Genomic DNA, 14,554 nt, shown 5'->3' with positions numbered 1-14,554 from the left:
TTTTTATCGCCTCAAACCACCCCTTCTCACGCCATCCGGTTCAGCGCTGCTTCCAGATGCGCGACGGTGCGCTCCACGTTCTGCAGTTTCTCCAGCCCGAACAAGCCGACGCGGAAGGTCATGAAGTCGGCCGGTTCATCGCATTGCAGCGGCACGCCGCCGGCGGTTTGCAGACCCTGCTCGATGAATTTCTTGCCGGACTGGATGCCGGGATCATCGGTGTAGCTGACTACGACGCCAGGCGCCTTGTAACCCTCTGCCGCGACGCTGGCGAAGCCGCGGCTTTCCAGCAGGGCACGCACGCGCTGGCCCAGTTCGACTTGCCTGGCGCGTGCCTTGTCGAAGCCGAACGCGCGCGTCTCCTGCATCACGTCGCGCAGCACGACCAGCGCATCGGTCGGCATCGTGGTGTGGTAGACGTGCGCGCCTTTTTCGTAGGTTTCCATAACCTGCAGCCATTTCTTCAGGTCGGCGGCAAAGCTGGTGCTGGTGGTGGCGTCGATCGCGCTGCGTGCGCGCTCGCTCAGCATGACCATGGCGCAGCAAGGCGATCCGCTCCAGCCTTTTTGCGGCGCGCTGATCAGCACGTCGATGCCGGTGGCTTGCATGTCGACCCATATCGCGCCGGACGCCACGCAATCGAGCACCATCAGTCCGCCGACCTCATGCACCGCGTCCGCCACCGCGCGCAGGTAGTCATCCGGCAGCAGGATGCCGGAGGCGGTTTCCACGTGCGGCGCAAACACGACGTCGGGCCTGGTGTCGCGGATGGCGGCGACCACTTCGTCCACGGGCGCAGGGATCCATGCGGCATGCTTGCTGTCGTCGAGGCGACGCGCCTTCAAGACCGTGGAGGCAGACGGGATGCCGCCCATGTCGAAGATCTGCGTCCAGCGGTAGCTGAACCAGCCGTTGCGGATCACCAGCGTCTTTTTTCCGGAGGCAAACTGCCGCGCGACCGCTTCCATGCCGAAACTGCCGCTGCCGGGCACGAGGATGGTCGAGTGCGCGCGGTAAACCTCTTTCAGAATGCCGGAGATGTCCTGCATCACGCCTTGAAAGCGCTTGGACATGTGGTTGAGCGCGCGGTCGGTGTAGACGACGGAATATTCCAGCAATCCTTCCGGATCGACCCTGGATAGCGGGTTGGACATGAAGCATCTCCTGTGTTGTTTTGTTCTGAAGAAAAAAGCCTGTCAAGTCTACCATTCAAAGAAAAAGCGGGCAGTGCCTGCGCACTACCCGCTTTTTATCGTTTCAGGCAGATTATCTGTAACCGCTCATTCGTAATCCGACATCGGCACGCACGAACAGAACAGGTTGCGGTCGCCGTACACATTGTCGGCACGGCCCACCGGCGACCAGTACTTTTGCTGGCGCAGGGAAGCCACCGGATACGCTGCCACTTCACGGCTGTACGCATGCTCCCACTTGTCCGCCACCATGACTTGCACCGTGTGCGGCGCGTTCTTCAAGGGATTGTCCCTGGCGTCGAATTCGCCCGAGGCAACCTTGGCGATTTCCATGCGGATGGCGATCATGGCGTCGATGAAGCGGTCCAGTTCGGCTTGCGATTCGCTTTCGGTCGGCTCGATCATCAGCGTGCCCGGGACCGGGAAGCTCATGGTCGGGGCATGGAAGCCGAAGTCGATCAGGCGCTTGGCGACGTCTTCGTTGCTGATGCCGGTGGCGTCGGTGATCGGGCGCAGGTCCAGGATGCATTCATGCGCCACCAGGCCGTCGTGGCCGGAGTACAGCACCGGATAGTGCGGCGCCAGGCGACGGGCGATGTAGTTGGCGGCCAGGATGGCGGTCTCGGTTGCCGCCTTCAGGCCTTCCGCGCCCATCATCGCGACATACATCCACGAGATCGGCAGGATGCTGGCCGAACCGAATGGCGCGGCGCTGACCGCGCCGATGCCTTGCTCGCTGCGCGTGTAGCCGGTGGATTTCTGGTTGGGCAGGAACTGGGCGAGATGCGCGCCCACCGCGACCGGGCCCACGCCCGGACCGCCGCCGCCGTGCGGAATGCAGAAGGTCTTGTGCAGGTTCAGGTGGCTGACGTCGCCGCCGAACTTGCCGGGCGCGGCGACGCCGACCATGGCATTCAGGTTGGCGCCGTCGACATAGACCTGGCCGCCATGGGCATGGACGATCTCGCACAGGGACTGGATGCCTTCTTCAAACACGCCGTGGGTGGATGGGTAGGTGACCATCACGGCGGCGAGGTTGGCGCTGTGCTTCTCTGCCTTGGCTTTGAGATCCGCCAGGTCGACGTTGCCGCGCTCGTCGCAGGCGACCACGACGACTTCCATGCCGACCATGCTGGCCGAGGCCGGGTTGGTGCCGTGCGCCGATGACGGGATCAGGCAGATGTTGCGGTGCGCTTCGCCACGCGATGCGTGGTAAGCCTGGATCACCAGCAAGCCGGCGTATTCGCCTTGCGAGCCGGCGTTCGGCTGCAGCGACACGGCGGCGTAGCCGGTGGCGGCGCACATCATCGCTTCGAGCTGGTCGATCATTTCGCGGTAGCCGACGGTCTGGTCTGCCGGCGCGAAAGGATGGATGTTGGAAAACTCGGGCCAGGTCACCGGGATCATTTCGCTGGTGGCGTTGAGCTTCATGGTGCAGGAGCCGAGCGGGATCATGGTGCGGTCGAGCGCCAGGTCCTTGTCCGCCAGGCTGCGCAGGTAACGCAGCATTTCGTGTTCTGCGTGGTAGCGGCTGAAGGTCGGGTGGGTCAGGTAGGCGCTGGTGCGGGCCAGTGCCTTGGGCAGGGCGTCGTCGACACCGGCGTCGATGGCGGCAAAGTCGGGAGTCGCCTTGCCTTGCGCGAAGATGGTCCACAGGGTGGCGATGTCTTCACGGGTGATGGTCTCATCGAGCGAGATGCCGACTTGCGTGGCGCTGATCTGGCGCAGGTTGATGCCGGCGGCTTCTGCTGCGGTGTGCAAGGCAGCCGCATCGCTCACATTGATGGTGAGTGTGTCGAAATAGGTCGTGTTGGCAAGCTTGTAGCCCAGGTGCGTCAGGCCGGCGGCGAGGATGCCGGTGAAGCGGTGCACGCGTTGTGCGATCCGGCGCAAGCCTTCCGGTCCGTGGTAGACCGCGTACATCGAGGCGATCACGGCCAGCAAGACTTGCGCGGTGCAGATGTTCGACGTGGCTTTTTCACGGCGGATATGCTGTTCGCGGGTCTGCAGGGCCAAACGGTAGGCCTGGTTGCCTTGCGCATCGATGGTGACACCGACCAGGCGGCCAGGCATGTTGCGCTTGAAGGCATCGCGCGTGGACATGTAACCGGCGTGCGGGCCGCCGAATCCGAGCGGCACGCCGAAACGCTGGCTGTTGCCGACGACGACGTCTGCGCCCCACTCGCCCGGCGGCGTGATCAGGGTCAGCGCCAGCAGGTCGGCGGCGACGATGACCATCGTGCCTTTGGCATGCATGGCGCTGGCATATTCGCGGTAATCGCGGATGTCGCCGTTGACGCCCGGGTATTGCAGCAGCACGCCGAAACATTCGCCCTCCAGTTCCGCCTTGCCGTCGCAGGTGCGCACCTCGACGCCCAGCGGCTTGGCGCGGGTCTCGATGACTTCGCGCGTTTGCGGCAAGACGTCTGCTGCGACATAGAACACGCTGGAAGTGGATTTGCCCACGCGCTGGATCAGCGTCATGGCTTCGGCAGCGGCCGTGCCTTCATCGAGCATCGACGCATTGGCGATGTCCATGCCGGTCAGGTCCGTGATCATCTGCTGGAAATTCAGCATCGCTTCCAGGCGGCCTTGCGAAATCTCCGGCTGGTAAGGCGTGTAGGCGGTATACCAGGCCGGGTTCTCGAACACGTTGCGCAGGATGACGCCGGGGGTATGGGTGTTGTAATACCCCTGGCCGATCAGCGATTTGAGGACCTTGTTCTTGCCGGCCAGTGCTTTCAGCTGCGCCAGCGCTTCCGGTTCCGATTGCGCCTTGGTGAACTCGCCGAGCGGCAGCACGTCGCGGCGGCGGATGTTGTCCGGCACGATGGCGTCGATCAATGCGGTGCGGTTCGGGTAACCGAGCACCGCCAGCATGGCGGCTTGTTCCGCTTCGGAAGGGCCGATATGGCGGGCGATGAAGGCGTCGTGCGCTTCGAGTTGGGTAAGGCTGGCGTTTGTCATGATATCTGGAACCGGAAAGTAAATTGCTTGCAGCGAGATCAGCCGATATTCTTGGCGTAGTCTTCTGCGCTCAGCAGCGCATCGGCGTCTGCTGCATTGGTGGGCTTGATCTTGAACAGCCATGCGCCGTAAGCGTCGGCGTTGATCGACTCGGGGGCGTCGGCCAGGGATTCGTTGATGGCAACGACTTCACCGCTGACGGGTGCGTAGATGTCACCGGCGGCTTTCACCGATTCGATCACGGCGCAGTCTTTGCCGGCGGTCAGCGCCTGGCCGATTTTTGGCAATTCCACATAGACGATATCGCCCAATGCATCCTGGGCAAATTCCGTGATGCCGACAGCCAGGGTGCCGTCGGCTTCGGTGCGCACCCACTCGTGGGAAGCGGTGTATTTCAGTTCGGCTGGGACGTTCATGGTTGGCTCCAAAGTGTTAAAAGTGTAAATAGGGTGTGAATGAAAGGTTGCGGCGACTGATCGGTGCTGATTCAGGAGGCGAGTACTTTACCGTTGCGCACAAAGGGCAATTTCACTACGGTGGCAGCCAGCTGCTTGTCGCGGATGACGACGTGCACGCTGTCGCCAACCTGGACGCCCATTGGCAAGCGCGCCAGGGCAATGGCTTGCTGCATGGTCGGGCTGAAGGTGCCGCTGGTGATTTCGCCTTCGCCTTGCGCGGTGATGACTTTCTGGTGCGAGCGCAGGATGCCGCCCTTTTCACGCAGGATCAAGCCGAGGAATTGCGCGCTCTGGCCTTGCTGCAGCAAGGCAGACTTGCCGACGAAATCGCGCTCGCTGGCGAGATCCACGGTCCAGGCCAGGCCGGCGTTGAGCGGGCTGACGGTGTCATCCATGTCCTGGCCGTACAGGTTCATGCCGGCTTCCAGGCGCAAGGTGTCGCGTGCACCCAGCCCGGCTGGCTTGACGCCGGCTGCGGCCAGGGCATTCCATAACGCGCTGACCTTGTCAGCCGCGACGGCAATCTCGAAGCCGTCTTCGCCGGTATAGCCGGTGCGTGCCACCATCACTTCGCCGAATGCGGTGTCCGGGACAATGACAACATTGAACGGTTTGATTTCGGCGCTGGCGGCCTTGGTCTCCGGCAGGACTTCCCAGGCCTTGGCGCGGGCGTTCGGGCCTTGCACGGCAATCATCGCGTAGGCATTGTCGCCGTCGCGGCGCTGGGTGATGGTGACGCCGGCATTGGTTGCGGCGTTGTGCGCATTCATCCAGGCGACATCTTTTTCCGCCGTGCCGGCGTTGACCACGAGGCGGAACCAGTTTTCGTTGAAGTAGTAAATGATCAGGTCGTCGACCACGACGCCTTCCGGCGTCAGCATGCAGGAGTAAAGCGCCTTGCCGGGGTTTTGCAATTTGTCGACGTTGTTGGCCACCAGTCCGCGCAGGAAGCCGCGTACGTTATCGCCTTTGAGGTCGACGATGCACATGTGCGAGACGTCGAACATGCCGCAGTCGCTGCGCACGGCGTGGTGTTCTTCGATCTGCGAGCCGTAATTGACGGGCATGTCCCAACCGCCGAAATCGACCATTTTGGCGCCGGCTGCGCGATGCACCGCGTTGAGGGGAGTTGCTTTCGGAGTGGTTGCCGCTTGCGTCATGAGAGTCTCGATACCAGGATAATGGGGACGACAAAATACGAATAATGAACACAAGTCCATTACACGCGATGAAATCGCAGCCCACCCTGTCCTGATACCTGAGAGATTACGGAGTAGAACACCCTCCGTGCGCACCTTCGGTGGATAGTTCGGCAACTGTCCGCCGCTATCGCTCTCCAGAGTTTGGGGAATATGCTCCCCGCTTGACCGGTCCTTTTGCCTGAGAGTTTGTTGGGTATTAGCCCCTTCGGCGGCAGCGGCTTGCTGCGCTCTCCCGATCAAGTCCGGTGATTATATAAGAGTTGTTTCGGCTTGAGAATGCCGATAGCAAAATGACAATGATTAATAGCAATATATCGGCGTCATGCAACCAGGAACAGTCATGACAGTCATCCGTGCAGTTATGCAGGGGTACAAAACCATGACCGGTCCCTGGCCCGCGGCGCTTTAGTGGTGATGCCCATGCTCGCCATGCACATGGCGGTGGGTGATTTCTTCTGCGGTAGCGGCACGCACGCTGATCACTTCCACGCCCACGCGCAAGGCTTTGTCCGCCAGCGGGTGATTGCCATCCAGCATGACCTGGTCGCCCTTGATCTTGAGGACGGTGAAAATCTGCGCTTCCCCCGCATCGTTATAGCCTTCCAGCTCGCCACCCACCTTGACGCCCGGCGGAAAATCCTTCTTGGAAATCGTGCGCAGCAGGCTTTCGTCGCGCACGCCAAACGCGTCTTCCGGCGCCAGATCCAGCGTGGCTTTGAAGCCGGCTTCCTGGCCTTGCAGGGCTTCTTCCAGTTTGGGGAACAGATTGTCATAACCGCCGTGCAGGTAGGCCATCGGGGTCTTGCCGCTCTGGAGGAGCTTGCCGTTACTTTCGGCGATGGTCAAACGCAGGGTGACCGCCGTGTCCTTGTCGATTTTCATGGAGTTTTTCTTGGATAAATAGGGTTTGGAATTCAGTGCAGGCAGTAATATAAACCAAATGCAGCGGCACACGCCCAGGCAATGCGGGCTCTTTCAGGAAGACATAGCGCAAAACGAACGCCCCCGATTCCGGTCAAAGCAAAAACCAATTGTCAATTCGCCATCGGACGGTGAACGTGAAAGACGTTGTCGACGAAAGCAACCATGTCGAAGAGGTGTTTGCCGAACAGGTGAAAATGCTTTACGAAAATACGCCTGTCGCGCTATTGGTCACGCTCGTCAATGGCGCCATTCTCATCCTTGTCCAGCGTACCCATATTACCCCGCCTGTCTTGATCTCCTGGTATGGCACCCTGCTGCTGGTGACCACATTGCGCGCGGTAGCGTGGCACCGGTTTGCCCGCGCCAATCCGAACTTTGCCGGCATGCATCGATGGCATGCGATTTTCCTGGCCGGTACGGCATGCGCAGGCGCCGTATGGGGCGCCACCGCCCTGTTTCTCCTTCCCGCCGACTCAATGGCCCATCAGCTGTTTGTCGCCTTTGTCCTGGCCGGCATGTCGGCGGGCGCCATTAGCGTGCTGTCGCCGCGACTGGAAGCCTGTCTTGCATTTTTTCTGCCGGCACTGCTGCCGTTGGCATTCCATTACTTGGGCCATGGCAGCTATCTTCAGATGGGCATGGGAATAATGACGCTGCTGTTTTTGGCAGGCATGCTCTTTTCCGCATTGAATTTTCATCGTTCGATCCGGGCCTCCTTGCATCTGCGCTTCGACAAGCGCGAGCTGGAAGCGGAAGTCGCACAACGGCGCGCGGCGGAAGAACAATTATTCATGGAAAAGGATCGGCTGCAAACCACGCTGAGCGCAATCGGCGAAGGCGTCGCCATGGCGGATGTGAACGGACGGATCGAATATCTCAATCCCGCCGCAGAAACGCTGTGCGGTTACCCATTTCATGAAGCCCGGAATCGTCCCGCGAACGAGGTGTTCGACATCCTGGATATCGAAGAAAATCAGCGCGCCGGCACGGCCATGGAAGAAAGCCTGCGTACCACTGGAAAAATTACCAGGCAAGGCGTCTTGTACTGCAACGCGACAAGACACATTGTCGAAGAAGTCGCCACACCGCTTTATGATCGCCATAGCAAGATTGTTGGCGCTGTATCAGTCATTCGCGATATCACGGAAACGCAGCAAATGACCGAGCGGCTGGCCTATGCCGCCGACCATGACGGCCTCACCGGCCTGCCCAATCGTAATCTGCTCAAGGACCGCACCATGCAGGCAATCGCCAGGGCGCAGCGCAAGCAGGAGAACTTCGCGTTGCTGTTCCTGGATCTGGACCGCTTCAAGGCCGTCAACGACGACTTGGGCCATGCGGCAGGCGACGCCCTGTTGCGCAATGTTGCGCAACGCCTGGCCAAATGCGTGCGTGAAGAAGATACGATCGCGCGGCTGGGCGGCGATGAGTTCGTCGTGCTGCTGAACGGCCCGACCCAGGAAAGCCATGCCATGGCGGTGGCAAATAAAATTCGTGAATCAGTGGGCCAGCCTTACCAGCTGGGAGACCGGTCAGCCTCCGTCACAGTCAGCATCGGTTTCAGCTTATACCCGGCCAACGGCGGGGATGTGGAAACCCTCCTGGGATACGCAGACAATGCAATGTACCGTGCCAAGCAGCATGGCCGCGATCAGGTTTATATGTAAGGGAAGGTCGTTCAGGAACCGCCGCGACCGAATCGGCAGTGAAGCAAGATACAATAACGAAAATTCGTACTTCACTCCTTTTATAGATGCATCGTCACTCCTCATGAACGACACGACTCAACTCCCCCCGCTCCCCGACCGCCTCTCCGTTGATCCGCGCAGCCGCCACCACGATGCCGAGGTGCTCAAGCACGAAATCGGCATCAAGCTCAACGAGAAGGAATATACGACCGCCGAGGAGTATTGCATCAGCGAAGGATGGATTGCCGTGGCGTCCGGTAAAGCCCTGGACCGCAAGGGCAAGCCTTTATTGATCAAGCTGAAAGGCAAGGTCGAGGCGTTTTATCGGTGACGGTGTGCTCGCAATAAAGCCACTGGCCTGAAGCAGGCCGGATTTTATTGGCCAAAAGGCTTGGTAATGGATATCAAGCCATATAGAATCCCTCCTCGGCTCTCACTTGCGGCCAACGCTGCGCGCTTCATCGGCTTTACACTTTATGCATACCCAGAATCGGATCGCCCGCTTCGGCGATATCGTTGATTTCATTTCCATTCGAATAACCAATCCGCGCTTGTGCCAGCGACGCCCGCAACCGGGCGTGGCAGCCGCCTTTTCTGAAGGCGCGTCATGACGGCCGCACAAGATTATTACGCATCACTTGGCGTCGAACGCGCGGCAAGCAAAGAGTCCATCATTGCGGCATTCCGGCGGCTCGCGATGAAATGGCATCCCGATCGCCATGTCCGGCCGGCAGACAAGGTCGAGGCGGAAAAGCAGTTCAAGCTGATCAAGACAGCGTACGAAACCCTGTGCGACGACAGCAAGCGCGAACGCTATGATCGCGAGAGCATCGTCCGGCCGCAAACGTATCACGAGTTCACCGAGAGGCACCGGCAGCAGCCGCAATGGGGCCGCGAATACGACGACCGCAATCGCGCCGAGGCCGAACGCCAGCGCCGCGCGTCGGCCATGCGCGGCACGGATGTCAACAAGAAGGTCGCCGTCACGATTGCCGAAGCCTATAACGGCACCCGCATCAGCTTTGAGGAAACGGTGGCCGAACATTGCGGCGAATGCGAGGGCCAGCGCGGCGAGTGGGTGCAATGCGGCCGTTGCCAGGGATTTTTGAGACACTCGCGGCGGCTCGTCTGCCAGGCTTGTCAGAATTCCGGCAAGGTCTGGGTCAATTGCGAACCTTGCACTGGACTTGGCGTTATCTCGCGCAACCGCAAAATTACGGTAAGAACCCCGGCAGGGCTTGTCGACGGCAGCGTGCTGACGGTGAAGGAGCGCGGCAAGGCCAGCGAACACGGGGGATTGCCCGGCGACCTACACATCGCCATCACCATCAAGCCGGAGACCGGATGGAAACGCAAAGGCATCGACCTTTCCGGCGCGCTGAAGCTGCCGTACTCCATCGCCCTGTTGGGCGGACTGATGGACGTGCCTTTGCCAACCGGCAGGACGGTACAGGTGGACGTGCCGGCGCGCTGCAACACCGGCAAGAAGATCAGGCTGGCAGGTCAAGGGCTTTTCGACGCGGCCAATGACAAGCGCGGCGATGTCGTACTGAGCACGTCGATTACCCTCCCGGCCTCGCGACGCAAATTGACGCCGGAAATGGAAGCGTTACTCAAGCAGATCGACGGCATCGAGCCCTGACGTGCCGAACATGCCCGGAACTTCCCGATAAAGCCCCCCTTGCCCGAGGGGAAACTCCCTGTGCACATCGTTGCCGCATCTTGATTGAAGTCAGACACCCCTGTGATAGGCGGGCGACTTATTCAAGGTGACTTATCCTGAAACCAGCGTTTCCGTTCGCTTTTTTCTTGCCTGCAGGCGAATGACAGCGCCCTGTCTGCGCCCAAGGAGAATAGCCATGCACATGCCGGCGTTGTCGACGCGTCTCGTTCCCGTGTTGCTGGTTGTTCTGGCGCTGGCTGCATGCGCGCAGACCGGCAAGGTCCATACCGGCGCGGCTGCCCTTGCCGGCTGGAAGGCTGACGCGCCCGGCGTTCGCCGCCATATCAGGCCCATCGACGTGCCTGCCCCGGCAACAGGCAACGCCCCTGAAACGTCGATTGCCAGCAGTGTGAAGGTGATCCCGGCGCCGCAGGGCGCGCTGCCGAAAGTGCCGGAGGGCTTTGCGGTGCAGGTGTTTGCGGCGGGATTCAAGCAACCGCGCACGCTGCGCGTGGCGCCCAACGGCGACATCTTCCTGTCCGAGAGCGGGACCGGACGCGTGCTGGTGTTCCGTGCCGGTACGAGCGGCACACCGGTCACGCCCGCAGTCTTCGCCGAGAACCTGGAAAAGCCTTACGGCATCGCTTTTGTGCCGCCCGCCAATCCCCGCTATGTCTACGTGGCGGCGTCCAACCAGGTAGTGCGCTACCCGTATCGCAGCGGCGATACCAAAGCCGCCGGCCCTGCCGAAGTCATCGTTGCCAACATTCCCACCAAGCGCCACTGGACGCGCGACCTGGCGGTCTCCCGCGATGGCCAGCGCCTGTTCCTGTCGGTTGGCTCGGGGTCCAACCTGGGGGTCGACGGCATGCCCGACATGACGCACGAACAAATCCGGCAGCATGAGGCTGCCCACGGTCGCGGCGCCGCCTGGGGCGAAGAAGAGAATCGCGCCGTGGTGCGCGTGTTCGATCCGGAAGGAAAAAGCGTGCGCAATTACGCCACCGGCCTGCGCAATTGCTCGGGCCTGGCGATGCAACCCGGCACCGATAACCTGTGGTGCGTCGTCAACGAGCGCGACCACCTTGGCCCCCTCGTGACGCCCGATTACATGGCGCGCGTGCAGGAAGGCGCTTTCTACGGCTGGCCCTGGTATTACCTCGGCGACAGGGAAGACCCTGCCTTGATCGGAAAGCGTCCCGACCTCAAGGGCCAGGCGCGGCTGCCCGAGATACTGATCCAGGCGCACTCTTCCGCGCTGAGCGTGGCTTTCTATGACCGCGACGCTTTCCCGTCCGACTATCGCGGCGATGCCTTCGTCGCGCTGCACGGCTCGCATAGCCGGCCTGAAAGGACGGGCTATAAAGTGATCCGCGTATGCGTGAAAAATGGCCAGCCGACCGGTGAGTACGAAGACTTCATGACCGGATTCCTGGTGGACAACGACAGTGTCTGGGGCCGGCCGGCGGGCGTGGCAGTCACGCGGGATGGCGCGCTACTGGTCAGCGATGATGCGAACGGCACGATTTTCAGGGTGACGCGCAAATAACCGGCGATCCCTGCTCAGGAAGCAGTACGCGCCAGGCGCGCTTTGTCCGCCTGACTTAAGCTGCTGTTTGGCAAACTTTCGCTGTCTGACGCATCGGCCCGGCTTCCCAGTTTCATCGCATATTCATGCGTGAAGAGGGACCCGTAGAAAAAGATTTGTGCCGAGTAATAGACCCACAGGATAAGAATGACGACGGAGCCGGCCGCGCCATAAGCCGAGGCGACATCGGCGCTCGCCATGTAGATGCCAATCAGGGTCTTGCCAGCAATGAACAGGGTCGCGGTGAGCAAGGCCCCGACCAGGACGTCTTTCCATGCAATCTTCGTCGCTGGCAGGTACTTGAAGATGACGGCGAACAGGCCCGTGACAATGGCGAACGACACGATGTGCGAAATCACCATACTCACCACTTTCAACGGCGAGCCCTCCCCTCCCGGCCAGATGCTATCCATTGCCGCCAGTGCGGTACTGATCGCCAGCGAAATCAGCAGCATCAGTGCAATCACCAGTATCAGGCCGAACGAGAGCACGCGCTGGCGAAGAAAGGCCCAGATGCCCGGCTTTGCCGAGGGCGGCACTTCCCACAGTTCATCGAGGCTTTCTTTCAGTTCCGCGAAGGCGCTGGTTGCGCTGACCAGGACGAGTCCGGCGGAAATCAGCCCGGCCATGACGCTCGCATCGTTATGGCGTGTGCCGGCGAGAATGGTGCGCACCGCTTCGCCGCCCTGCTGCCCCACCAGTCCAGACATTTGCTGCAGCAGCTGGTTGCGAACGGCATCTTCGCCAAAGAACAGGCCCGCAATCGTCACGACCAGCAGCAGCATCGGCGCCAGGGAAAACAGGGTGTACAACGCCAGCGCCGCCCCCTTGCTTGCGGCGCGATGCGCCATCCACTCCTTTGCAGCTGATACAGCGATATGAAACAGTGCCTTGGGCCGGGATTCTTTCCGCAATGATGCAACTTCTTCGGATTTCTTTTGTGCTGCTGCCGCCAGCTGCGGGGGCGGCTTGTCTTCAATCGGCAACTCTTTTGCCCGGGGCGTCCGCTTTCTGCCGCGGGTGAGTACGACGAGGAAAGAAATTAAAGCACCGGCAAGCTGCACCTTGCCCCAGTGCCCACCGTCCGGATCGATGTAGCGCGAAGTCTTCATGTTGGTCTCCCGGCCAGAACGCCAGGCTTTTCCCAGCGATAACCGTAAGAGCGCAGAAGACTGGAAATTGTTTCACCGCGACCGGAGGCAAATAGAAAGGCCTGGTCAGAACTTGCCGATAAAGTCGTCCTTGCCGATCTCGACGCCGTTATGCCGCAGGATGGCATACGCTGTCGTCACGTGGAAAAGGAAGTTGGGCAAGCCGAAATGAATCAGGTAGGTCTGCCCCTGAAACTGCATCTCGTACGGCGACCCTTTGTATACCACGACATCGCGCGCTTCGCTGCCGTTGACCTGCTCTGGCTGGATGGCATTGATAAAGTCGAGCGTTTTCGCAATGCGCGCCTGCAGCTCTGCAAACGTCTGCTCGGTATCGGCAAAGGAAGGAACGCCGACGCCGGCCAGCCGGGCAGCGATGCCCTTGGCATTGTCGCTGGCAATCTGCACCTGCTTCACCAAGGGAAACATGTCGGGATATAAACGTGCCTGCAGCAACACCGCCGGATCGATTTTCCTGGCGCTGGCGTGGGATTCCGCCTTGCCCAGGATGGCATCCAGGCTTTGCAGTATTTGTTTCAGCAGCGGCACCGATGCCGCGTACATGGAAATGCTCATATTGGCTCCTTGTGAATGACACGGGGATTATACCCAGAGCCCCTGGAGCCGGCCTGGCGGCGATGCTGAAGCCTACAAGCCCAGTATTTGAGAGCGCGACTGGCTCAGAGTCGCCGCTTCATCCTTGCTCAGCACAAAGGCCTCCAGAACTTGCAGGGCATTGCCCCTGACGTCGCGGCTCTCGTTCGGATTATTGGCCATGCCGATCAGTGCCGCCTTGACGGCATCGGATTGCGTACCGGACTGTGCGACCGCAGTGACGGCGGCCTGGCGCACTTGCGGCGACTGATCCGCCAATGCCTGGGACCACTGCGCCTGGCTGCTGTCCGCCTTGTCCCACTGGGCCAGCTGCAAGATGCTTTGGAGCCGGATGTTCGGGTCGGCATTCCTGGTTAAATGCTGCAGCTGCGCGACGATGGCAGCCGCATCCCTGGCGTGCATGCCTGGCTGCGACGGATTGTTATCGGCCGGCGGCTTGAGCGCAGCCAGCGCCAGCATGATGACATCCGGCGACTTGTCGCCATACAGGGCTTGCAGAATAATGGGGTGGATGTCTGGTGCATCACCGCTCAGGTTTTGCAGCATGACGAAACCGTCCTTGCGCTGCGCCATGTCGCGGCTGGTGGCCAGCCGTTTGGAGAATGCCAGGATTTCCGGCTTCTCGACGCTGGACAGCAGCGAGACGATCAACTGCCGGGCCTGCGTGCTGGATTCCTTGTCATAGCTTGCCATGAGCTGCTTCACGACACCGGGGTCGTCCTTCGCCAGCTTGCGCAGTTTATCGCGCGGGTCATCGCCCTCCGCCGGCTTGCTGGAGGGCCTCATGGCCTTTGCCAGCAACACATCCACGGGCTCGTCTATCTTGCCGGCACTGGTGCCGGGATTGCCCCAGGCCCAAAGGCCGGAAGCATCACCGGCAGGTGCCGGTCGCGCTGGCGAGGCTGCCGCCATGGACTGCGCAACCGTGGCCGCCGCGTCGGCAGGCCCGTCTGTACTCATCGACCATACCGACCATACGGCGGCGGCGCCTGCTGCGCAAAAGCCGATGCCGTATAAAACTGCCGTGATGGTTTTCATCAATGACTCCTGAACGCTGAAACAGACCCGGCCCCGGAAGGCCAGGTCTTTCCCCCGCGAGTTTATT

12 protein-coding genes and 2 riboswitches are annotated in these 14,554 nt (G+C 60.9%); of the genes, 4 read left to right on the top strand and 8 right to left on the bottom strand.

The features are described 5' to 3' along the window. Positions 1–26: 26 nt before the first annotated feature. The 5 genes from EKL02_RS05865 to EKL02_RS05845 form a co-directional block, all read right to left on the bottom strand. Positions 27–1,154 carry an aminotransferase class V-fold PLP-dependent enzyme gene (locus EKL02_RS05865; protein ID WP_128901174.1) on the bottom strand — a complete coding sequence of 376 codons (1,128 nt, stop codon included), beginning with the start codon at positions 1,152–1,154 and terminating at the stop codon, positions 27–29. 126 nt (positions 1,155–1,280) lie between these two features. Beyond that, a complete protein-coding gene (gene gcvP / locus EKL02_RS05860; protein WP_128901173.1) occupies positions 1,281–4,160 on the bottom strand; it encodes an aminomethyl-transferring glycine dehydrogenase in 2,880 nt (959 codons plus the stop codon). 38 nt (positions 4,161–4,198) lie between these two features. Beyond that, on the bottom strand, positions 4,199–4,576 hold the full coding sequence (gene gcvH / locus EKL02_RS05855; protein ID WP_128901172.1) for a glycine cleavage system protein GcvH: 378 nt from the start codon (positions 4,574–4,576) through the stop codon (positions 4,199–4,201). 71 nt (positions 4,577–4,647) lie between these two features. Continuing rightward, the gene (gene gcvT, locus EKL02_RS05850) at positions 4,648–5,778 is read right to left on the bottom strand and encodes a glycine cleavage system aminomethyltransferase GcvT (RefSeq protein ID WP_128901171.1); all 1,131 of its coding nucleotides are present in this window, start codon (positions 5,776–5,778) and stop codon (positions 4,648–4,650) included. A 76-nt stretch (positions 5,779–5,854) separates the two neighbouring features. Then, a riboswitch (glycine riboswitch) is annotated at positions 5,855–5,968 on the bottom strand. Between the two features lie 8 nt (positions 5,969–5,976). Then, positions 5,977–6,065, bottom strand: a riboswitch (glycine riboswitch). Between the two features lie 160 nt (positions 6,066–6,225). Further along, positions 6,226–6,702 carry a peptidylprolyl isomerase gene (locus EKL02_RS05845; protein WP_128901170.1) on the bottom strand — a complete coding sequence of 159 codons (477 nt, stop codon included), beginning with the start codon at positions 6,700–6,702 and terminating at the stop codon, positions 6,226–6,228. Positions 6,703–6,878: 176 nt separating this feature from the next. Here EKL02_RS05845 and EKL02_RS05840 point away from each other — a divergent pair, with 176 nt between their 5' ends. From EKL02_RS05840 to EKL02_RS05825, 4 genes are all read left to right on the top strand, one after another. Next, complete coding sequence (locus EKL02_RS05840; protein WP_206732459.1) at positions 6,879–8,411, top strand: sensor domain-containing diguanylate cyclase; 1,533 nt, start codon at positions 6,879–6,881, stop codon at positions 8,409–8,411. Between the two features lie 103 nt (positions 8,412–8,514). Further along, positions 8,515–8,763, top strand: coding sequence for a DUF3297 family protein (locus EKL02_RS05835; RefSeq protein ID WP_128901169.1), 249 nt, complete (start codon positions 8,515–8,517; stop codon positions 8,761–8,763). Between the two features lie 276 nt (positions 8,764–9,039). After that, the gene (locus EKL02_RS05830) at positions 9,040–10,074 is read left to right on the top strand and encodes a DnaJ C-terminal domain-containing protein (RefSeq protein WP_128901168.1); all 1,035 of its coding nucleotides are present in this window, start codon (positions 9,040–9,042) and stop codon (positions 10,072–10,074) included. Positions 10,075–10,291: 217 nt separating this feature from the next. After that, positions 10,292–11,644: a PQQ-dependent sugar dehydrogenase gene (locus tag EKL02_RS05825; RefSeq protein WP_206732458.1), complete on the top strand. Its 1,353-nt coding sequence runs from the start codon at positions 10,292–10,294 to the stop codon at positions 11,642–11,644. Positions 11,645–11,658: 14 nt separating this feature from the next. Here the strand turns inward: EKL02_RS05825 and EKL02_RS05820 are convergent, their stop codons facing one another. The 3 genes from EKL02_RS05820 to EKL02_RS05810 form a co-directional block, all read right to left on the bottom strand. Further along, a complete protein-coding gene (locus EKL02_RS05820) occupies positions 11,659–12,795 on the bottom strand; it encodes a YihY/virulence factor BrkB family protein (RefSeq protein ID WP_241687799.1) in 1,137 nt (378 codons plus the stop codon). 105 nt (positions 12,796–12,900) lie between these two features. Continuing rightward, on the bottom strand, positions 12,901–13,410 hold the full coding sequence (locus EKL02_RS05815; protein WP_128901167.1) for a DUF1993 domain-containing protein: 510 nt from the start codon (positions 13,408–13,410) through the stop codon (positions 12,901–12,903). Between the two features lie 72 nt (positions 13,411–13,482). Then, complete coding sequence (locus EKL02_RS05810) at positions 13,483–14,487, bottom strand: HEAT repeat domain-containing protein (RefSeq protein ID WP_128901166.1); 1,005 nt, start codon at positions 14,485–14,487, stop codon at positions 13,483–13,485. Between the last annotated feature and the right edge of the window lie 67 nt (positions 14,488–14,554).

The organism is Janthinobacterium sp. 17J80-10, from assembly GCF_004114795.1.
Classification (GTDB): Bacteria; Pseudomonadota; Gammaproteobacteria; order Burkholderiales; family Burkholderiaceae_D; genus Paucimonas.
The sequence above is the reverse complement of the archived record's forward strand: the minus strand, read 5'-3'. Positions and strand labels throughout refer to the sequence as shown.